The sequence below is a fragment of the Streptomyces sp. NPDC058051 genome, assembly GCF_042885475.1.
GTDB lineage: Bacteria > Actinomycetota > Actinomycetes > Streptomycetales > Streptomycetaceae > Streptomyces.
Map to the genome: position 1 here is coordinate 340,553 of NZ_JBHVRW010000006.1, position 20,742 is coordinate 361,294.

The 20,742-nt window shown below is 71.6% G+C and carries 18 protein-coding genes; 12 read left to right on the forward strand and 6 right to left on the reverse strand.

The window, feature by feature from the left end:
* Window positions 1-4: 4 nt before the first annotated feature.
* From ACFVUT_RS13340 to ACFVUT_RS13355, 4 genes are all read left to right on the forward strand, one after another.
* The gene (locus ACFVUT_RS13340; RefSeq protein ID WP_389658698.1) at window positions 5-763 is read left to right on the forward strand and encodes a peptidyl-tRNA hydrolase; all 759 of its coding nucleotides are present in this window, start codon (window positions 5-7) and stop codon (window positions 761-763) included.
* Window positions 764-960: 197 nt separating this feature from the next.
* The gene (locus tag ACFVUT_RS13345) at window positions 961-2,280 is read left to right on the forward strand and encodes a DUF692 domain-containing protein (RefSeq protein ID WP_389658695.1); all 1,320 of its coding nucleotides are present in this window, start codon (window positions 961-963) and stop codon (window positions 2,278-2,280) included.
* Between the two features lie 5 nt (window positions 2,281-2,285).
* Entirely contained in the window at window positions 2,286-3,344 is a 1,059-nt protein-coding gene (locus ACFVUT_RS13350; RefSeq protein WP_389658692.1) for a TIGR04222 domain-containing membrane protein, read from the forward strand.
* 90 nt (window positions 3,345-3,434) lie between these two features.
* Window positions 3,435-4,229, forward strand: a complete 795-nt coding sequence (locus ACFVUT_RS13355; protein WP_389658689.1) for a TIGR04222 domain-containing membrane protein — start codon at window positions 3,435-3,437, stop codon at window positions 4,227-4,229.
* 195 nt (window positions 4,230-4,424) lie between these two features.
* Here the strand turns inward: ACFVUT_RS13355 and ACFVUT_RS13360 are convergent, their stop codons facing one another.
* Window positions 4,425-4,619: a hypothetical protein gene (locus tag ACFVUT_RS13360; protein ID WP_389658686.1), complete on the reverse strand. Its 195-nt coding sequence runs from the start codon at window positions 4,617-4,619 to the stop codon at window positions 4,425-4,427.
* A 327-nt stretch (window positions 4,620-4,946) separates the two neighbouring features.
* On the opposite strand from ACFVUT_RS13360, the gene ACFVUT_RS13365 reads away from it, so the two are divergent.
* Window positions 4,947-5,474: a DoxX family protein gene (locus ACFVUT_RS13365; protein ID WP_389658846.1), complete on the forward strand. Its 528-nt coding sequence runs from the start codon at window positions 4,947-4,949 to the stop codon at window positions 5,472-5,474.
* A gap of 331 nt (window positions 5,475-5,805) precedes the next feature.
* Here ACFVUT_RS13365 and hemQ read toward each other — a convergent pair whose 3' ends face one another.
* Both hemQ and hemG read right to left on the reverse strand, forming a co-directional pair.
* The gene (hemQ, locus tag ACFVUT_RS13370) at window positions 5,806-6,519 is read right to left on the reverse strand and encodes a hydrogen peroxide-dependent heme synthase (RefSeq protein ID WP_389658683.1); all 714 of its coding nucleotides are present in this window, start codon (window positions 6,517-6,519) and stop codon (window positions 5,806-5,808) included.
* A gap of 4 nt (window positions 6,520-6,523) precedes the next feature.
* A complete protein-coding gene (hemG, locus tag ACFVUT_RS13375) occupies window positions 6,524-8,011 on the reverse strand; it encodes a protoporphyrinogen oxidase (RefSeq protein ID WP_389658680.1) in 1,488 nt (495 codons plus the stop codon).
* Between the two features lie 322 nt (window positions 8,012-8,333).
* Between hemG and ACFVUT_RS13380 the strand changes: the two genes are divergently transcribed.
* Window positions 8,334-9,182 (forward strand): DUF4349 domain-containing protein, encoded by an 849-nt coding sequence (locus ACFVUT_RS13380; RefSeq protein ID WP_389658677.1) that lies wholly within the window; start codon window positions 8,334-8,336, stop codon window positions 9,180-9,182.
* Between the two features lie 37 nt (window positions 9,183-9,219).
* On the forward strand, window positions 9,220-10,608 hold the full coding sequence (locus tag ACFVUT_RS13385; protein ID WP_389658674.1) for an FAD-dependent oxidoreductase: 1,389 nt from the start codon (window positions 9,220-9,222) through the stop codon (window positions 10,606-10,608).
* Window positions 10,609-10,636: 28 nt separating this feature from the next.
* On the opposite strand, the gene hemE is transcribed toward ACFVUT_RS13385, so the two are convergent.
* Entirely contained in the window at window positions 10,637-11,710 is a 1,074-nt protein-coding gene (gene hemE / locus ACFVUT_RS13390) for a uroporphyrinogen decarboxylase (protein ID WP_389658671.1), read from the reverse strand.
* A gap of 91 nt (window positions 11,711-11,801) precedes the next feature.
* Between hemE and ACFVUT_RS13395 the strand changes: the two genes are divergently transcribed.
* The 5 genes from ACFVUT_RS13395 (at window position 11,802) to ACFVUT_RS13415 (ending at window position 18,511) form a co-directional block, all read left to right on the forward strand.
* A complete protein-coding gene (locus tag ACFVUT_RS13395) occupies window positions 11,802-12,461 on the forward strand; it encodes a DUF3000 domain-containing protein (protein WP_389658668.1) in 660 nt (219 codons plus the stop codon).
* Window positions 12,462-12,720: 259 nt separating this feature from the next.
* Window positions 12,721-13,383 carry a response regulator transcription factor gene (locus tag ACFVUT_RS13400; protein ID WP_073785139.1) on the forward strand — a complete coding sequence of 221 codons (663 nt, stop codon included), beginning with the start codon at window positions 12,721-12,723 and terminating at the stop codon, window positions 13,381-13,383.
* 117 nt (window positions 13,384-13,500) lie between these two features.
* On the forward strand, window positions 13,501-14,775 hold the full coding sequence (locus ACFVUT_RS13405; RefSeq protein ID WP_389660361.1) for an HRDC domain-containing protein: 1,275 nt from the start codon (window positions 13,501-13,503) through the stop codon (window positions 14,773-14,775).
* A 380-nt stretch (window positions 14,776-15,155) separates the two neighbouring features.
* Complete coding sequence (locus ACFVUT_RS13410; protein WP_389660364.1) at window positions 15,156-16,385, forward strand: thiolase family protein; 1,230 nt, start codon at window positions 15,156-15,158, stop codon at window positions 16,383-16,385.
* Window positions 16,382-18,511, forward strand: a complete 2,130-nt coding sequence (locus ACFVUT_RS13415) for a 3-hydroxyacyl-CoA dehydrogenase NAD-binding domain-containing protein (protein ID WP_389660367.1) — start codon at window positions 16,382-16,384, stop codon at window positions 18,509-18,511. Before ACFVUT_RS13410 ends, ACFVUT_RS13415 begins: the two co-directional genes overlap by 4 nt.
* Before the next feature lie 183 nt (window positions 18,512-18,694).
* Here ACFVUT_RS13415 and ACFVUT_RS13420 read toward each other — a convergent pair whose 3' ends face one another.
* Both ACFVUT_RS13420 and ACFVUT_RS13425 read right to left on the reverse strand, forming a co-directional pair.
* Complete coding sequence (locus ACFVUT_RS13420) at window positions 18,695-20,005, reverse strand: phosphodiester glycosidase family protein (RefSeq protein WP_389660370.1); 1,311 nt, start codon at window positions 20,003-20,005, stop codon at window positions 18,695-18,697.
* Window positions 20,002-20,733 (reverse strand): Ig-like domain-containing protein, encoded by a 732-nt coding sequence (locus ACFVUT_RS13425; protein ID WP_389660373.1) that lies wholly within the window; start codon window positions 20,731-20,733, stop codon window positions 20,002-20,004. Before ACFVUT_RS13425 ends, ACFVUT_RS13420 begins: the two co-directional genes overlap by 4 nt.
* Window positions 20,734-20,742 lie beyond the last annotated feature (9 nt).

Consider the following 20,742-nt stretch of genomic DNA (forward strand, 5'->3'; position numbering starts at 1 on the left):
ACGAGTGAGCGACAACGACATCCCCGTATCCCCGTCCGCATCCCCGGTCCTGCCCTACTCGCCTGCGACGGACAGCCCGTTCAGGTCCGAGCGGACCAGCCGTGACGAGGCTCCGCAGTACGTGCTGCCGCTGGTCGTGCACATCGAGAAGACGGCTCCCCCGGCCCGTACCGACGCGCTGCGGACCGCCGCCCGCGCGGTCCTCGTGATGCTCTCCGACGAGCGTTCGGACGGCGAGGGCGAGTGGGCGCGGCTGATGCGGGACTGGCAGGACGCCCGGATCCGCAAGGTGGTGCGGCGGGCGCGCGGCGCGGAATGGCGCAAGGCGTCCGCACTGCCCGGCATCACGGTCACGGGTGAGAACGCCGAGGTGCGGGTCTTCCCGCCGGTGCCGCTGGACGGCTGGCCGAAGGAGCTGGCGAAGCTCCAGGTGTCGGGGACGGACCTGGACGACCCCGAGCCCCCGGCCGCACCCGATCCCACGGGTCCGGTGCTGTGGCTGAACCCGGAGCTGGACATGTCGGCGGGCAAGGCGATGGCGCAGGCCGGGCACGGCGCGCAGCTCGCCTGGTGGGAGCTGTCCCCGGCGGAGCGCACGGCGTGGCGCGAGGCGGGCTTCCCCCTGTCGGTCGCCGTCGCGGAGAAGGAACGCTGGCAGGAACTCACGGTGAGCGGACTTCCCGTGGTGCGTGACGCCGGATTCACCGAGATCGCTCCGGGGTCGTGCACCGTGGTCGCCGATCACCCCGCACTGCGCGCCTGAGCCGACCGTCCCGGGACATGGCCCCGGGGAGACGGTCCCTGGGAGTACGGGGCGCCTCCCGCTCGCTCCGGTCCGGCCCGGTCCGGCCGGGAACCTCAAATCATCCTCTGAACGTCCCCGTCTTCGGATTCGACACCGCCTTCCAGGGCCATGAGCCCTGCACGGAGCGGAGGAGGGGGACGGGGATGGGGACGGGTATGAGGCTGGGAATCGGCATCGGCTGGCGGCCGGAGATCGCGGACGCCGTCGAGACACTGCCGGGCATCAACTGGGTGGAGGCGGTCGCGGAGAACATCTGCACCGACCATCTGCCGGACGCGCTCGTGCGGCTCAGGGCGCGCGGTGTCACCGTCGTCCCACACGGCGTCTCGCTCGGCCTCGGCGGCGCCGAGCGCCCCGACGCCGGCCGGCTCGCGGATCTCGCCGCCCGGGCCGAACTGCTCGGCACTCCGCTGGTCACCGAACACATCGCGTTCGTACGGGCCGGGGGGCCACGCACCGCTTCGCCCCGGCTGGAGGCGGGCCACCTGCTGCCCGTCCCGCGGACCTGGGACGCACTGGACGTGCTGTGCGAGAACGTACGGATCGCACAGGACTCGCTGCCGGTGCCGCTGGCACTGGAGAACATCGCGGCACTGATCTCCTGGCCCGGCGAGGAGCTGACCGAGGGGCAGTTCCTCGCGGAGCTGGTCGAGCGCACCGGTGTGCGGCTGCTGATCGATGTCGCCAATCTCCACACCAACCACGTCAACCGCGGCGAGGACCCGGCCACCGCGCTCGACGAGCTGCCCGTGGAGGCCATCGCGTACGTCCATGTGGCGGGCGGCGTCGAGAAGGACGGCGTCTGGCACGACACCCACGCCCACCCGGTGACCGCGCCCGTGCTCGACGTCCTCGCCGAACTGCGCTCCCGGGTCGACCCGCCGGGCGTACTGCTGGAACGGGACGACGACTTCCCTCCGGCCGGGGAACTGGCGGACGAACTGACCACCATCCGCGCGACGCTGGTCGGGGCCGCCGTCCCCGACCGTGACCGCAACCTCCCGACCGTCCCAACCATCCCGATTGCCCCAGCCGCGCCGCGCCCGCCGAGCGCCACGGCCCCGGAGGCCGTACGCGACCGGGTCGCGGTCGCCCAGACCGCGCTGCTCTCCGCCCTCGTCGCCGGCACCCCGGCCCCGCAGGGCTTCGACCATCACCGTCTCGGGGTCCAGAGCCGTGCCCTGGCAGCCAAGCGCGCCGGAGTCGTCGCCAAGGTGGCACCCGAGCTGCCGGAGATCCTGGGGGCCGGCTACCGGAACGCCTTCCTCGCGCACGCCCGGGCCCGGCCGCTGTCCGGCGGCTACCGGCGCGACGCGCTGAACTTCGCCGAGGGGCTGCTGATCGCCGGTCTGCCCACCGACGACGCGGCACGTCGCCGACTGACCCGCTGGTGGCAGGACCGGGCCGGCGCGCGACCGCCACGCCGCTCCACCCAGCTGGTCCGGGCAGCCCGCGCGGCACTGGCCGGAAGGTGACTGGCGTGAACCTCCTCGCGTTGCTCGTGGATCTCGGCATCGTGGTCTCCTCGGTCCTCCTGATCGTGGGGCTCGTACGCGCCCGGAGCGGGTCCGGCGGCTCCGTCCACGACCTCTTCGAAGCCGCGTTCCTGAACGGTGGTCCGGGCAGAGTGGTGGACACCGCACTCACCGCGATGCAGACGGACGGGCGGCTCACCGTCGGTGGTCCCGGCATCGTCGCCGTCCAGCGGGCGGAGGCCCGTGATCCGGTGGAGCGCGCGGTGCTCCAGGAGCACGCCGCAGCCCCCAACGGCGCCCTCCACCCCCTGCGCGACGCGGTGATGCGACACCCGGCGGTACAGGAGATCGGCGACGGGCTCGCGGCCCGTGGTCTGCTGGCCTCGCCCGCCGCAAGCCGCACGTGGCGCCGCTGGGGCATCGCACAGGGACTGTTCTGTGTGCTGGCCCTCCCGGCGTCCGTCCTGGTGACGGTTGCGCAGGCCATGGCCGACGACTCGTACGGCGTGGACGTCCCCGTGCCGTTCGTCTTCACGGTCCTCCCGGCACTGCTGACCGGTATTCCGGTCGGCTTCGTCTGCGCCGCTGTCGCCCGGGGCCGGGTCACCGGGGCCGGGCGCCGGGCCTCCGCGGCGTACCGCAGTGCCCACGCGCACCACCCGCATCCGGCCCATCTGGTGGCCACGGCCGGACTGCGGGCCCTGCCCGATCCCGTGCTGCGGGCGCAGCTCATCGCCGCGGCCCGGATGCCCACGGTGGGGCGTTCACCGCGTCCGGGCTCGTCTTCGTTGTCGTCCTCGTCGTCGGACTCCTCCGGCATGTTGCTCGCACCGGCGATCTGGTGCGCCGGTACGAGCCCCGGCAACGGCAGCTGCGGAAGTTCCAACGACGTCGGCGGAGGAGGAGGAGGAGGCGGCGGCGGGGGCGGGAGCGGCGGAGGCGGCGGTTGCAGCTCGGGGTCCAGTTGCGGCTCGGGATCGAGCTGCGGTGGGTCGAGCGGCTCCAGTTGCTCCGGAGGCGGATCCAGCTGCGGCGGCGGATCCAGCTGCGGCAGCAGCTCCTGAACGGCGGACGGCGGACGGCACCTTTCCACGGCGCCGTCCGCATGATGAACGGCCGTGGTGTCCCACGCCCGCCTCGCATAGGAATCAACCATGCTCTGGACTCTGTTTCTGCTGGTCGCATGGGGTGCAACAGCCATCTCATGCGTCCGGCTCTGTGTCGTGTCCACCCGTGCGGGCCTGTTGCCCGACGCGTCGACGGATGCCTCACGGCAGGTGAGTCGCCGTCATGAACTGACCTTGTACGAGACCGCGTTCCTGGCCGGTGGCCCGTCACGGGTGGTCGATCTGACGCTGGTCGCCATGCATCTGCGCCGACGACTGCTGCTCGCCCACACCGGGTGGGCGACGGTCGTCGATCCGGACGGCCGTGACGACATGGAACGCATGGTGATCCATGCCATCGGTCCGGAGGGCCAGTCACGGATACCGTCGATACGGACGGCCGCGACCGCCGCCGACCCCCTGCGCGCGCTGGCCGACCGCCTCGTCACGGCGGGGCTGGCACTCCCCCGCGGCGCCGGGACCGATGTCGCCACCGCGGTCCGGGCGGTGCGGGGGGCGGCTCTGCTGGTGGTCGCGCTGGGAGCTGCCGCGCTACTGATGCCCGGTCAGGACGGCGGCGGCGACAGCCCGGCGGTCTCGCTGCTCGCCTGGTTCGGGCTGCCGCTCACCCTGGCAGTGGGCTGTCTGGTCATCGTGAGAGTCGAAGCCCATCCGTACAACTCCTGGGCCTCACCCGCCGGGCAGCAGTTGCTCACCGCGAGCGGAGCCCCGCCGGGCGGGTCCGGTCACGACCTCCTGGCGACGCTTGCCGTACGGGGGGTGAGCGCCGTGGACGATCCGGCGCTGCGGGCCGCACTCGACGTCCGCCACCCGCACGACTGAACACGTCCCCGGCCGCCCGTACCCATGGCCGAGGGCGGCTCCACGACAGACCTCCCTGCGTGGTGACAGGCTGTCAGTCGAGGTCACGGAAACCGCCGTCGGCACACAGGCCGACACGTCGGGCCGGCAGACCAACAAAAAACGTCGAAAACGGTAAAACGGTGAAAGCGGCGGACCAGCCGACACCGGAACGGTTCAGCCCTGCGGCCGGCTCGAAGCGATGAAGCCGCGCCGCCCGCCACCCGCCGCTGATCCCGTGTCGCCCGCAGCCCGCAGCCCGCAGCCCGCAGCCCGCAGCCCGCAGCCCGCCGATGGTTCCACGTCGCCCGCCGCTGATCCCGCTTCGCCGCCGGTCCGGTCGATCGCGACCCCTTCGCGTCCGTATCGCATGCACGTCTCCGCCCCGGACTCGGCACGAGGGGAGGAAAGGAGTAATGATGGGAATCAACAAGCCGACGTCACGTATTGCACGTATTTCACGCATTTCATAACGAGAAATGACCGGCGGCCTTACCGGGCTGACGCGAGAACGGCGGCGGTCCAGCGGACTTCCTGTTCCGATGTGTCCCGGCGACGTCGCGGTCTCCGCACGTGGCACTCCCCCGCCAACGCCTGCGACGGAAACAACCCGCCCCGCCGATTCTCCGGCGGTCGGTCGGCACCGCCCCGGGATCTCGGAGCAGAAGAGAGCCCCCGGTGAAATACACAGTCGAGCAGTTGCGCGCCCCTCCCGAGTCCGCGGACCACGTCGCGGCGGGGCGGGTGTCCGCCCACGACTGCGGACTGCTCCTCATCAGAATCACGATCGGCCTGCTGCTGGCAGGACACGGCAGTCAGAAACTCTTCGGTCTCTTCGGTGGCAACGGCCTCACCGCCACGGGCCAGTACTTCGCCTCCCTGGGCTTCCGCCCGGGAAAGATCTACGCCGTCATCGGTGGCGGCTCCGAGTTCCTGGGAGGCATCGGTTTGGCTCTGGGGCTGTTCACGCCGCTGGCGGCGGCTGCCCTGATCGGCGTGATGATCAACGCCATGGTGACCGTCACCGCGGCCCACGGGGTGTGGGAGACGGAGGGTGGCCTGGAGTACAACGTGTGCATCGCGCTCATCGCGCTCGCCATCGCGGCCACAGGCCCCGGGCGGCTCGCCCTCGACCGCCCCTTCCGCTGGGGGAAGGGCGGTTGGCGTGAAGCCGCCTTCGCGCTGGGCCTCGGCGGCATCGGCGCCGCCGTCGTGCTGAGCCTCTAGTACCGGGAAGGGCACCGGTGCTGTCGAGCGCGCCGCGCCACGCCGCGCAGACCGTCGCGGTCGAAGAGAAGGCTGTCCCGTACCGGCTCGACACCTTCGACGGCACCGCGGGCGGGGACACCGTCAGACAGGAACCACGCACCGCGGGCGGGGACAGCAGCGTCGGACGGGAACCACGCTCCGCGTGCCTCTCCGTGGGATTCGGGGTCGCCGCAGGTCGGAACCTGCGGCGAACCCGAAGCCAAACCCGGTGTCGCTGGAACGACGGGCGGCGCACAGCGTCGGTGCCCGTCTTCTGATCTTCCGGGTCGGGGTGGTCGAAGCCCGCTCGCTACGCGAGCCCGGCCACCAGGTCTGCGACCGACTTCCTGCGCCCCGTGAAGAACGGAACCTCCTCGCGGACGTGCATCCGCGCCTCGGAGGCCCGCAGGTGGCGCATCAGGTCGACGATGCGGTACAGCTCGTCGGCCTCGAAGGCGAGGACCCACTCGTAGTCGCCGAGCGAGAAGGAGGCGACGGTGTTGGCCCGGACATCGGGGTAGCCGCGCGCCATCTTGCCGTGGTCCGCGAGCATGCGGCGACGGTCCTCGTCCGGCAGCAGGTACCAGTCGTAGGAGCGCACGAACGGATAGACGCTGACGTAATTGCGCGGCGTCTCGTCGGCCAGGAACGCCGGGATGTGCGCCTTGTTGAACTCGGCGGGGCGGTGCAGCGCCATGTTCGACCAGACCGGCTCCAGCGCCCGGCCCAGCTTGGTGCGCCGGAAGAGGTTGTACGCCTCCTGGAGCTCGTCCGCGGTCTCGGCGTGCCACCAGATCATGACGTCGGCGTCGGCCCGCAGGCCGGAGACGTCGTAGGTGCCGCGGACGGTGATGTCCTTCGCCGCGAGCTGGTCGAACAGCTCCTGGACCTCGTCGGCGAAGCCCGCACGGTCCACGGGCAGGACATCACGCAGCTTGAAGACGGACCACAGCGTGTAGCGGATGACCTCGTTGAGGTCCTTGGCCTTCTTGCCGGCGTTCGGGATCTTCTCAGGCGCACTCATACGGCTATTGTCCCGCCTCGCTCCCTGTGCCCTGAACCGGGGTCGGCGTGGCGATGATCTCTTCCCTCGCCCCGCCGGTGAGGCCGGCGGCGATCTCGTCCGCCGCCCGGTGGGCACTCGCGACGCACGCCGGGATGCCGACGCCGTCGTAGACCGCTCCGCAGACCCTCAGGGCGGGCAGCTTGGCGATCTCGTCCCGGATTCGGGCGACCCGGGAGAGGTGGCCCACGGGGTACTGGGGCAGTCCGCCGATCCACCGGGTGACCTCGGTGTCCACGGGTTTCGCCGCGAGTCCGGTCGCCTCGGCGAGGTCGCGCAGCGATACGCCGACGAGCTCGTCGTCCTCGCGGTGCAGGTGGTCCTCCTCGCCGTAGCGGCCGACGGAGGTGCGCAGGACGAACAGGTCGGGGGCCGCGTCGGCGACCCAGTTCCACTTGTGGGTGGAGAAGGTGGACGCCTTGATCGTGCGGCCGTCGACCGGTGGCACGAGGAAGCCGGAGCGGCCGTCCAGCGCGCCGGTGGCGGCCACATCGGAGCGGCGGAACGCCATGGTGACGAGCGCCATCGACGCGTACTCGACCCCGGCGAGTTCGGCGGAGGCGGCCGGGGACTCGGCGGCGAGCAGCGTGGAGGCGGACCAGGCGGGGGCGGCCAGCACGATGCCGTCGGCGGTGATCACCCGGGCGTCCGTGCGGACGTCCCAGCCGTCGGCGCCACGGGTGAGGCCGAGGACGGGGGTGGCGGTGAGGATCTCCCCGCCGGCCGCGCGCACGGCGTCGGCCACCGCGTGCGGCAGGGTGCCGATGCCGCCGTCGATGCCCTGGAAGACCGGTCCGGTCTGCTGCCGGGCCGCGGCCCGCTCCTGGATGCGGCGCACCCCGTCGAGCAGCGAGCCTCCCTCGCGCGCCACCTCGAAGAGCTGCGGCACTGCGGCGCGCATCGAGATCCGGTAGGCGTCGCCCGCGTACACGCCGCCGAGCAGCGGTTCCACGAGCCGGTCGACGACCTCGCGGCCCAGCCGGTCGGCTACGTACGCACCGACCGCGACGTCGTCGCCGACGGCGGTCGGGACGAGGTCGCGCTCCTGCGCGATGCGCGCGAGGCCCTGGGGGGAGAGAAGTCCGCTGAGCGCCGCCGGGTCGCCCGGTACGCCCATGACATGGCCCTTGGGCATGGGCCGCAGGGCGTCGCGCGTCCAGACCGAGGCGGTGGCGGTGGCGGGCGGCTGGAGGCGGTCACCGAGCCCGACCGCGCGGGCCAGGTCGACCGCTTCCGGGCGCCTGGCCAGCATCGACTCGGCGCCCAGGTCGACGCGGGTGCCCGCGATCTCACCGGTCATGAGCTTGCCACCGAGCCGGTCGGTGGCCTCCAGGAGGGTGACCCGCAACCCCGCCCCGAGGAGCCGGTGGGCGGCGGCGAGACCGGCGATGCCACCGCCGATGACGACGACATGCCCCGTGCCTGTGTCCGCGCGGTTTGTTGAACGCTGCATGCCCCCACTCTCTCAAACCTCTTCCGAGTCCCGAACGTGACCGCTTCGAAACCCGGATCCGGCAACCCGCACCCTGGCCGGGCACGTCGAACCGGCACCATCAACCACCCGTCCGGGGGGAACAGTTATGCAGACAGAGCGGTATCCCGACCGTTCATCCGTCCGTCGTTCGCGCACGATCCTTGCCGCAGGCCGTTCACGCACGGTCCTTACCGCAGGCCGTTCACGCACGGTCCTTACCGCCGGCCGTTCGCGCACGATCCTTGCCGCCGGTCTCCTGACCGGCCTGCTCACGCTGACCGCCTGCGGCGGTGCGAGCGACATGAGTGACCGGAGCGACCAGAAGGCGGCTGCCCCGGCCGCGCGGGGCGCGGCCGGCTCCGCGGCCGAGAAGTCGGCGCAGGGTGCCGACGGTTCGTCGGCGTCGTCGAAGAAGGCCGACGCGGTGCCCTCCGGTACTCATGTCATCCGCACCGCGACGCTCTCCGTGGAGGTGAAGAGCGTGCCGAAGGCCGTCGCCGCCGCGCGTTCGGTCGCGGAGAGTTCGGGCGGTCTGGTGGCCGGTGAGGAGACCGAGCGGGTCGACGACACGCACGAGGTGTCGCATCTCGTGCTGCGCGTTCCGCAGGGTGAGTACGACGCGGCGCTGCGGGAGCTCGCGGGCGCCGGGAAGCTGTTGTCGCGCACGTCGTCCGCGAAGGACGTCACCGACCAGGTGGTCGACGTGGAGAGCCGGATCGCCACCCAGCGGGCGAGCGTGACACGGGTGCGCAAGCTCATGGACCGGGCCGACAAGCTCACCGACGTGGTCGCGCTGGAAGGCGAACTGAGCAGCCGTCAGGCCGCGTTGGAGTCGCTGCTCGCCCAGCAGGACTCGCTGAAGGACCGCACCACGCTCGCCACGATCACGCTCGACCTCTCCGAGCCGGAGACGGTGGTGAAGGACGGCGACGACGACCCGGGGTTCGTGGACGCGGTGGGTGGCGGCTGGCACGCGTTCGTCACGATGCTGCGCTGGCTGGCCATGGCGGTGGGCGCCGCGGCCCCGTTCCTGGCCGCGGCCGCCGTGCTCCTGCTGCTGTGGCGGCTGCTGCGGAACCGGCTGCCCGGACGCCGCGCGCCGCGGACGCCCGAGCCGTCGGAGCCCTCGTCCACGACCCCGGCGTCGTAGCGTGGTCCCTTCGGACTCGACGTCGGAGGGACCAGGCATGGCGGCGGAGCGACTGGTGGTCATCGGTGGTGACGCGGCGGGCATGTCCGCCGCGTCACAGGCCCGCAGGCTCAAGGGCCCCGACGAGCTGAGCATCGTCGCCTTCGAGCGGGGCCATTTCACCTCGTACTCCGCCTGCGGCATCCCGTACTGGGTCGGCGGCGATGTCACGGAGCTCGACGACCTCATCGCCCGTACGCCCGAGGAGCACCGGAGCCGCGGCATGGACGTGCGGCTGCGCACCGAGGTCACGGAGATCGATGTGGCGGGGCAGCGGGTGCGGGCCCGGGACCGGGACTCCGGTGAGACGTACTGGACGGATTTCGACAAGCTGGTGATCGCGACCGGGGCCCGGCCGGTGCGTCCGGAGCTGCCTGGCATGGACGCGCCCGGGGTGCACGGAGTGCAGACGCTGGACGACGGTCAGGCACTCCTGGACTCGCTGGACCGGACCCTGCCGGGGCCCGGGCGGGCGGTCGTCGTCGGGGCGGGCTACATCGGGGTCGAGATGGCGGAGGCGATGCTGAAGCGCGGCTTCGAGGTGACGGTGCTCAATCGCGGGGAACAGCCGATGGCGACGCTCGACCCCGACATGGGGCGGCTGGTTCACGAGGCGATGGACGGGCTGGGCATCACCACGGTCAACCGGACCGAGGTCACCGCGATCCGCACCGGCTCGGACGGCCGGGTGTCCGCGGTCGCCGCGGGCGACACCTCCTACCCGGCGGACGTGGTGGTACTCGGTATCGGTGTCGAGCCGGAGACGGCCCTGGCGCGCGCCGTCGGCCTGCCGCTGGGGCCGCACGGCGGGCTGCTCACCGATCTGTCGATGCGGGTCGTCGGACACGGCAACATCTGGGCGGGCGGCGACTCCGTCGAGGTCCTCGACCTGGTGGCGGGCCGTACGCGCCACATCGCGCTGGGCACCCATGCCAACAAGCACGGTCAGATCATCGGGGCCAACGTCGCCGGCGGCTACGGGACGTTCCCGGGGGTGGTGGGCACGGCGGTGAGCAAGGTGTGCGATCTGGAGATCGCCCGCACCGGGCTGCGCGAGAAGGACGCCCGCGCGGTGGGCCTGCGGTTCGTCACGGCCACGATCGAGTCGACGGGCCGGGCGGGCTACTACCCGGGGGCACGGCCCATGACGGTGAAGATGCTCGCGGAGTACCGCACGGGGCGGCTCCTCGGGGTGCAGATCGTGGGCCGGGAAGGGGCGGCGAAGCGCGTGGACATCGCGGCGGTGGCGCTGACGGCGGGGATGACAGTGGATCAGATGACCGCCCTGGACCTCGGCTACGCCCCGCCGTTCTCGCCGGTCTGGGATCCGGTCCTGGTGGCGGCCCGCAAGGCCGTGACGGCCCTGCGCCGGGCGGGCACCGCCTGAGAGCCTGGTGCCCGGTGCCCTTCGCCGCTCAGCGCGCGGTCCGTTCGTGGACGTACTCCACTAGGCGGGTCAGCGCGTCCGGGTCCATCGACGGCATCACGCCGTGGCCCAGGTTGAAGACATGGCCCTCCAGCCCCGCTGCCGCGTCCAGCACCTCCTGGGCCTTCTCCTCCACCGCCGCCGTCGGCGCGAACAGCACCGCGGGGTCGAGATTGCCCTGGAGTGCCTTGCCTGGGCCGACGCGGCGCGCGGCCTCGTCCAGGGATACGCGCCAGTCGACGCCGACGACGTCCGCGCCCGCCTCGCCCATCAGGCCGAGGAGTTCGCCGGTGCCGACGCCGAAGTGGATGCGCGGGATCTCGTACGCTGCGACCGCGTCGAAGACCTTCGCCGAGGCGGGCAGCACCGAGCGGCGGTAGTCGGCGGGGGACAGCGCGCCCACCCAGGAGTCGAAGAGCTGGACGGCGGAGGCGCCGGCCTCGATCTGCACCTTGAGGAAGGCGCCGGTGATCTCGGCGAGCCGGTCGAGCAGATCCGCCCAGAGCTCCGGGTCGCCGTACATCAGGGCCTTGGTGTGCTCGTGGTTGCGGGACGGGCCGCCCTCCACGAGGTAGCTCGCGAGGGTGAACGGCGCTCCCGCGAAGCCGATGAGGGGGGTGGCGCCCAGTTCGGCGGTGAGCAGCCCGATGGCCTCGGTGACGTAGCCGACGTCCTCGGGCGTGAGGTCGCGCAGGCGGGCGAGATCGGCGCGGCTGCGGATCGGGTCGGCGATGACCGGGCCGACGCCGGGCTTGATGTCGAGATCGATCCCGATGGCCTTCAGCGGCACGACGATGTCGCTGAAGTAGACCGCGGCGTCGACCTTGTGCCGGCGGACGGGCTGCATCGTGATCTCCGCGACCAGCTCCGGCATCATGCAGGAGTCGAGCATCGGGATGCCTTCGCGGGCCTTCAGGTACTCCGGCAGCGAACGTCCCGCCTGGCGCATGAACCAGACCGGTGTGTGCGGCACGGGCTCGCGCCGGCACGCCTTCAGGAACGCCGACTCATGGGTGGCGGAGGTCTTTGTCTGCTGGCCCATGGGGCGATCGTTGGCACTCACACCAGAAATCTTCGCACGAAGCCGTAAGCAGCCCGTCCCGGCCGGGTGTCCCTCCCTGCGCGCGGCTCCGGTTCCGCCTACTCTTCCCCGCATGGCTCCGGCTCAGGGACAGTTCTCCGATCAATCCGATGGCGCTGACAGCAAGGACAGCGCGGAGGGTGGTTCCGTCCCGCCCGCGTTCCGGTCGGCGGTCGACGCGTTGCGCTCGGCCCGGCTGCGCCCGGAGCTCGACGTGGAGCCGACGCGACCGCCGAAGCGGCTCGCTCCGTACGCCTACGCCCTGGAGGCCGCGGCCGTCGACGGCGAGAACGATCTCGCCGACGGCCGCCTCGTGCTGCTCCACGATCCGGCCGGGCACGAGGCGTGGCACGGCACCTTCCGCCTGGTGACGCTGGTGCGGGCCGAGCTGGAGCCGGAGATGGCCTCCGATCCGTTGCTGCCGGAGGTGTGCTGGTCCTGGCTGACCGGTGCGCTGGAGGCGCGCGGGCTGTCGTACGGGGAGGCGGGCGGCACGGTGACCCGGGCCGGGTCGCACTACTTCGGCGCGCTGGCCACGAGACGTCCGGCCACGCAGATCGAGATCCGGGCGTCGTGGACGCCGCGCGAGGGCCGTGGCGGTGTGCCGGACGCGGCGGCGCATCTGATGGCGTGGGGCGATCTGCTCTGTCAGATCGCCGGCCTGCCGCCGTCCGGACCCGCCGACGCCGGAGTGGTGACGCTCCCCCAGCGGCGCGGCCCGCACGGCCCCTGAGATTTCCTGAATCTGTCCTGAATCCATCTGAAGCCCTCCCCTTGCCGGTAACGCTGCGTCATAGTTGTCGCAGAATTACCGGCATTTTTTTCGTACAATCGATCGCATGTCCGATTTGCCCGAATTGTTACTCACCAAATAGTGATCTTCCTCTAAAGGAGGACGGGTCTGCTGCCGAAGAGGTCAATGACCCTTCAAGCACGGTTCGCCCCGGCTTCATCCCCGAGCCGGCCCGTCCCGCCACTCCCCAGGAGGCCTGGTGTCCGTTCTCCTAGAGCAGCCCGCAAGCCTGGTCGCCTACCGCCCGAACAAGCCGACGGCCATGGTCGTCGTGGCCGACCCGCGCGTCCGTTCCACCGTCACCCGCCATCTGTGGGCACTCGGAGTACGTGACGTCATCGAGGCGTCGTCCATCGCGGAGGCCCGCCCCCGCGTCGGCAATCCGCGCGACATCTGCGTAGCCGACGTCCATCTGCCCGACGGTTCCGGGCTGACCCTGTTGTCCGAAACCCGAGCCGCCGGCTGGCCGAACGGCCTCGCCCTCTCCGCCGCCGATGACATCGGCGCCGTGCGCAACGCCCTCGCGGGCGGTGTGAAGGGTTACGTCGTCACCGGCACCCGAACCAATATCGGCCACCCCACCCGTCCCGGCGCCGCCCCCATCGGCGCCAACGCCGCCCGTATGCACCGCCGGCCCCCCGGCACCCCGAGCCACCCGGGCGGCTACCGCGAACTGTCCGGCCGCGAGGTCGAGGTCCTCCGGCTGGTCGCCGAAGGCCAGTCCAACAAGGCCATCGGCGTCTCCATGGGCCTGTCCGCCCTGACCGTCAAGAGCCACCTCGCCCGCATCGCCCGCAAACTCGGCACCGGAGACCGCGCAGGCATGGTCGCCGTCGCCCTGCGAACGGGCATCATCCACTGATCCCCTCTCATCGGCGGGTCCGTACAGCTCCGCGGACCGGCTGGTTTACATACATCGGCGCCCGCCGACGGAACGTTCCGTCGGCGGGCGCCGCGTATACACCGATACCCTTGACACGTGACCGACGCCCAAGAGACCGCAGCAGACACATCACTGCGAACCACCGGGGGCGCTCCCCCGGACGACGTCGCCCCGGCGCCGATCCCCTTGCTCGAACCTCGCGAGGGCATTCCCCCGGTGGTGGCATCCGACGACGCCCTCGCCCAGGTGATCGCCGCCTTCGCCGCGGGCTCCGGCCCGGTGGCCGTCGACGCCGAGCGGGCTTCCGGCTACCGCTACGGCCAGCGCGCCTACCTCGTGCAGCTGCGGCGCGACGGCGCGGGCAGCGCCCTCATCGACCCCGTCGGCTGCCCCGATCTGTCGGGACTGGGCGACGCCCTGAGCGGCAGTGAGTGGATCCTGCACGCCGCCACCCAGGATCTGCCCTGCCTGCGCGAGATAGGGATGACTCCCACCGGGCTCTTCGACACCGAGCTGGCCGGACGGCTGGCCGGCTTCCCGAGGGTCGGCCTCGGCGCCATGGTCGAGAGCGTGCTCGGGTACTCACTGGAGAAGGGCCACTCCGCCGTCGACTGGTCCACCCGTCCGCTGCCCGACCCCTGGCTGCGCTACGCGGCGCTCGACGTCGAGCTGCTGATCGATCTGCGCAACGCCCTGGAGGACGAGCTCGACCGGCAGGGGAAGCTGGAGTGGGCGCGCGAGGAGTTCGACGCGATCGCCTCGGCGCCGCCGGCTCCTCCGCGCAAGGACCCCTGGCGCCGCACCTCCGGCATGCACAAGGTCCGCCGCCGCCGTCAGATGGCGGTGGTACGGGAGCTGTGGAGCGCCCGTGACCAGGTCGCCCGACGCCGGGACGTCTCCCCCGGCAAGGTGCTGAGCGACGCCGCGATCGTCGAGGCGGCACTCGCACTCCCGCCGAACACCCATGCGCTCACCGCGCTGCCCGGCTTCGGTCACCGCATGGGGCGGCGCCAGCTGGAGCAGTGGCAGGCGGCCGTCGACCGGGCCAAGGCGCTGCCGGACGCCGAACTCCCGCAGCCCGGCCAGGCCGTCGCCGGTCCGCCGCCGCCCCGCGCCTGGGCGGACAAGGACCCGGCGGCGGCGGCCCGGTTGTCGGCCGCCCGCGCCGCGGTGTCGGAGCTCGCCGAGCGGCTGCACATGCCGCAGGAGAACCTGATCACTCCGGACACGGTGCGCCGGGTCTGCTGGGAGCCGCCGAAGAACACGACCGCGGACTCGATCGAGTCCGCGCTCATCGCGTACGGGGCGCGGCGCTGGCAGATCGAGCAGGTGGCCCCGCTCCTGGTCCGCGCACTGGCGTCGGCGGCCTGAGAGCCTGCCGGGTGGCCGCTGAGAACGCTCTGCCGAGGGGCGTCATCGCGCCAGATTGCGGGGACCGGGCCGCTCTTTGTCCTCGATCGCCGGACGGGCCGTTCTCATCGCCCCGCCCGGTGAGCGGCGCCTCCGGCGCACCCCGCCGTCCGGCGCACATGTCCACGGCATCCGGTTCCGGCAGGACGGCCCCGGGCTCCGGTCCCCGGCTCGTCGCAGGACAGAACAGCACGTGTGGCCGTCACGCCCGCATGTGACCTTCGCCGCTCCGGACACAAGGGGTGGGCAGTCTGGTTACCCGCAAGTAGCATGAGGGGAGCGGCGCGCCTGCACGGCGTGCCCCGCAGCAGTGCCATCCCGCACCCTGGAGGAGAGCCACCGTGCCTCGTACCATCCGGGACGTCGTCTTCGTCGACGGCGTCCGTACCCCGTTCGGCAAAGCGGGCCCGAAGGGCATCTACCACGAGACCCGCGCCGACGATCTCGTCGTGAAGGCCATCCGGGAGCTGCTGCGCCGCAACCCGGACCTGGATCCCGCGCGGATCGACGAGGTCGCCATCGCGGCGACCACCCAGATCGGTGACCAGGGTCTGACGCTGGGCCGCACCGCCGGGATCCTGGCCGGTCTGCCGCAGTCCGTCCCCGGTTACTCCATCGACCGCATGTGTGCGGGCGCACTGACCGCCGTCACCACGACGGCCGGCTCCATCGCCTTCGGCGCGTACGACGTCGTCGTCGCCGGTGGTGTCGAGCACATGGGCCGCCACCCGATGGGCGAGGGCGTGGATCCGAACCCGCGCTTCGTGTCGGAGAAGCTGGTCGACGAGTCCGCCCTGTTCATGGGCATGACCGCGGAGAACCTGCACGACAGGTACCCGCAGATCACCAAGGCCCGTGCGGACGAGTACGCGGTCCGTTCGCAGGAGAAGGCCGCCAAGGCGTACGCCAACGGCAAGATCCAGCAGGACCTGGTGCCGATCTCGGTGCGCCGCACCAACGCGGAGGCCGGTGAGACGGGCTGGGGCCTGGTCACCGCCGACGAGCCGATGCGTCCGGGCACCACGCTGGAGTCCCTGGCCGGCCTGAAGACCCCGTTCCGCGCCCATGGTCGCGTCACCGCCGGTAACGCCGCGGGGCTCAACGACGGCGCCACCGCCTCGCTGCTGGCCGCCGAGGACGTCGCCCGCGAGCTCGGCCTCCCGGTCAGGATGCGCCTGGTGTCGTACGCCTTCGCCGGAGTCGAGCCGGAGGTCATGGGGTACGGCCCGATCCCGGCGACCGAGAAGGCCCTCGCCAAGGCCGGGCTGACCATCGACGACATCGGTCTGTTCGAGATCAACGAGGCGTTCGCGGTACAGGTGATCGCCTTCCTCGACCACTACGGCATCGCCGACGACGACCCGCGCGTCAACCAGTACGGCGGCGCCATCGCCTACGGGCACCCGCTGGCCTCCTCCGGTGTGCGTCTGATGACGCAGCTGGCCCGCCAGTTCGAGGAGCAGCCGGAGGTCCGGTACGGCGTGACCACCATGTGCGTCGGCTTCGGCATGGGCGCGACGGTCGTCTGGGAGAACCCGCACTTCGACACGGCAGACGGAGACAAGGCATGAGCTCCACCACCGAGCTTCTGAAGGGTGCGGCCGAACTGTTCCCCGGCGAGGTCGTCACCCAGGCGCACGTACGCCACCTGAACCTTCCGGCAGGTGCGGGCCGCTTCGCCCTCATCACGCTGGACAACGGCCTGGACCACACCAAGCCGACCACCTTCGGACCCCAGTCGCTGGCGCATCTGAACGCCGCCGTCGACCAGGTCGAGAAGGAGGCCGCCGAAGGTGCGATCACCGGCATCGGCATCACCGGCAAGCCGTTCATCTTCGCGGTCGGCGCCGACCTCAAGGGCGTCGAACTGCTGAAGAACCACGGCGACGCGCTGGCCATCGGCAAGGGCGGCCACGACGTCTTCCGCCGTCTCTCCGGCCTCGCGGTCCCAACGTTCGCGTACTACAACGGCGCGGCGATGGGCGGCGGTGTCGAGGTCGGTCTGCACTGCTCGTACCGCACCGTCTCCAAGGCGCTGCCCGCGTTCTCGCTGCCCGAGGTCTTCCTCGGTCTGGTCCCCGGCTGGGGCGGCTGCGCGCTGCTGCCGAACCTGATCGGCGCCGACCGCGCGGTCTCGGTGATCATCGAGAACTCGCTGAACCAGAACCGTCAGCTGAAGGGCAAGCAGGTCTTCGAGCTCGGGATCGCCGACGCTCTCTTCGAGGGTGCGGACTTCCTGGAGCAGTCGCTGATCTGGACCGCGGACGTGCTGAACGGCACGGTCGTGGTGGAGCGTCCCGAGGTCGACCGCGGTGACGCCTGGGACCAGGCGGTCGCCCGCGGCAGGGCCATCGCGGATGCCAAGGTGCACGGCGCCGCGCCGGCCGCGTACCGCGCGCTGGAGATCATCGCCGCGGCGAAGGACGGCGACCTGGCCGCCGGTTTCGACGCCGAGGACCAGGCCCTCGCCGACCTGATCATGGGCGGTGAACTGCGCTCCGGGATCTACTCCTTCAACCTGGTCCAGAAGCGCGCCAAGCGCCCGGCCGGCGCTCCGGACAAGTCCCTGGCCCGCCCGGTCACCAAGGTCGGCGTCGTCGGTGCCGGTCTGATGGCCTCGCAGCTGGCACTGCTGTTCCTGCGCCGTCTGGAGGTGCCGGTCGTGCTGACCGACATCGACCAGGAGCGCGTCGACAAGGGTGTGGGCTACGTCCACGCCGAGATCGAGAAGCTGCTCGGCAAGGGCCGGATCAACCAGGACAAGGCCAACCGCCTGAAGGCCCTGGTCTCCGGTGTGCTGGACAAGGCGGAAGGCTTCTTTGACGCCGACTTCATCATCGAGGCCGTCTTCGAGGAGATCGGCGTCAAGCAGCAGGTGTTCGCGGAGGTCGAGGCGGTCGCTCCGGCGCACGCGATCCTCGCCACCAACACCTCGTCGCTCTCGGTCACCGAGATGGCGTCGAAGCTCCAGCACCCCGAGCGGGTCGTCGGCTTCCACTTCTTCAACCCGGTCGCGATCCTCCCGCTGCTGGAGATCGTCCGCGGTGAGCGGACCGACGACGCCTCGCTGGCCACGGCGTTCGGTGTGGCGCGGAAGCTGAAGAAGACCGCGGTGCTGGTGAAGGACGCCCCGGCGTTCGTCGTCAACCGCATCCTCACCCGCTTCATGGGCGAGATCCAGAACGTCATCGACGAGGGCACCCCGGTCGACGTCGCCGAGAAGGCCATCGAGCCGCTCGGTCTGCCGATGTCCCCGCTGGTGCTGCTGGAGCTGGTCGGCCCGGCCATCGGCCTGCACGTCTCCGAGACCCTGAACCGTGCCTTCCCGGACCGGTTCACCGTCTCCGAGAACCTCGCGGCGGTCGTGAAGGCCGGCAAGCGCGGCTTCTACGTCTACGATTCCGGCAAGCCCGAGCTGGACCCGGAGGTCGCCGCGCTCCTCAAGCAGGGCGATGTCGTCCTGTCCGCGGAGCAGGTCCGCGACCGTGTCCTGGACGCGGTCGCGCAGGAGATCGGTCTGATGCTGGACGAGGGCGTCGTCGCCGAGGCCCAGGACATCGACCTCTGCCTGATCACCGGTGCGGGCTGGCCCTTCCACCTGGGCGGCATCACGCCGTACCTGGACCGTGAGGGCGTATCGGAGCGGGTCAACGGCAAGAAGTTCCTGGCACAGGGCGTGGCGAGCGTTCCCGCGTAACACCCGGTCGAGAACGACGAGCGGGCCGTACGGAGAACTCTCCGTACGGCCCGCTCGTCGTGTCCGTACGGCGCTCAGCAACCCGGTCGGGGAGTCGTGTCCGTACGGCGCTCAGCAACCCGGTCGGGGAGTCGTGTCGTACGGCGCTCAGCAACCCGGTCGGGGAGTCGTGTCGTACGGCGCTCAGCGACCCGGTCGGGGGATGACGGCGAGGGCGTCGGAGACCGCCCGTCGGCGCCGGTCACCGGTCGGGCCCCGGTCCGAAGGGCTGTTGTACACCCGGTCGCGTACCACCATCGTGCTCGAACCCCCGCCGTCGAGGTTCATCGCGTCCACCGCGCCCAGGTCGCGCAGGATCAGTGCTGCTTCCCGGAGCGTGACTCCGGCGCTCGTGGACGTACGGCCGTCGAAAACGACGAGCAGGAGGGAACCGTCCTTCTTGATCCCGGCCACCGTCCGGGGCAGGCGTTCGGTGGAGGTGTCCGCGGTGAACCCGTTGGCCGCGGCGTTGATCCACACCTCTCCGCGGCGCAGGAGTGCGGGCCCCGCTCCCAGCACGGACACGCCCGGTGCGAGGATGTCCCGCCCGGCCGCGTCGGTCACGCTCGTCCGTCGTGCGACCCGCTGCCCCTGCCGCGCGTGCCGCCGCAGCCAGTCGGCGCCCTCCCCCACTCCGACAAGGGTCGAGCCGGTCCGGGGAATCTCTCCGCCCGCGGGGCTGCGGAGCCGTGTCACCCGTCCGTCGCCGTCGAGCACCGCCTCCGTGCTGCCCGGCGCACCGGGCGGGGAGTGCACGCCCCAGTCCGGCGTGAAAGCGATGATCTCACTGTCGTCCAGGCAGAGCCGGTTGTGCCGGGGCCGCTGCTCCGGCAGCCCCGTGGCGGCCGACCGGTCACCTCCCACGCCTCCGCAGCCGACGATCCTGCCCGGCACGCGGTCGACCCCGTCCAGTTCGCGTGACGCTCCGTCCGGTACGGACAGCCGCAGGTCGGAGCGCACCTCGTCGATGCGGGCCGGGACACCCGGTCCCGGGAGGACCAGTGCGGTGCGCCCGTTCGCCGCCTCGCTGAGCAGCGCGCCGTCGATGACGAGGATGCCCAGCGGGTCTCCCGGATAGCCGCTGAACGCGGAGGACCCTGCGATGTCGAAGAAGGAGCCGTTCACCGCGGCGACGGCTCGGGCCCGCTGCGCCATCCGGCCGACGGTCTCGGTGGTCGCGAGGTGCTCGCCGATGACGGGGCGCACCGTGACGCGTGCGGACGGCCGCACGGTCAGGGCACTGATCGAGACCTTTTTGCCGCCCGTCAGCCGGCGCGTGATCCGCTCCGCCTCCACCCCGCACGGCAGGGCGGATCCACACGTCGTGGCCGAGCGCGACGCGCTGGGGGCGTCGTCGCGCGGGGAAGGTGCGTGCCCGGTGCACGCCGAGGCGGTCGTGACCGCGGCCAGCAGGCCCGCGCACCACCGGGCCAGGGGGCCTCCGCGCCGGCTCACCGTCCTCCGAGCAGGCCGGGGGTCGCACCGAGGTCGCCGACGTGCACCGTCACCCGGCCGGACACCAGGTGACCGCCGCCGGCGTCGAGCACGTAGTCGAACCAGTCGTAGCCCAGGTGACCGGAGAACGGCTGGTAGGTCACCGCTCCGTCCACCTCGACGCTCGTCACCCCGTGCCGGGCCGGGCCGACACCGACCAGCCGTACGTCCTCGCCCGTCCCGGCGGTGAGGTCGGTCAGCACGGCGCGTTGGCCGGGCACCACCGTCATGCTCCGGCCCTGCGGCGGCAGCGCGGCGATCCGGTAGCCGTGGTTCTGCAAGGAGAACGTGGTGGAGGTGAGCCCCTTTCCGCCGTCGGCGATGATGCCCGCGCGCAGGACGGGGACGAGGAAGGCGTCGGGTGCGACGTGCCGGTTCACGCGGAGCGAGAACCTGGCGACCCGCTCGGCGTCCGGACCCGTCGATGTCGCGTACCGGTCCCCCGAGGGCAGCAGGCTCAGACCGGCCATGTTCTCCATGGTGGCGAAAGACGTGAACGAGTCGGCCATGAGGTACCCGTAATAGCGGGTTCCCTTGCCCTCCGGGGCCAGGAGCCATTCGAAGTCGATCTGCTGCCCCGGTCGGACGGGCAGGCGCGGGTCCGTCGGGGACCGCAGCTCCATATGGGCGACGATCGAGGGATCGTCCTGCTGGACACTGCGCATTCTGGCCAGGGTGAAGGTACTCATGATCCTCCG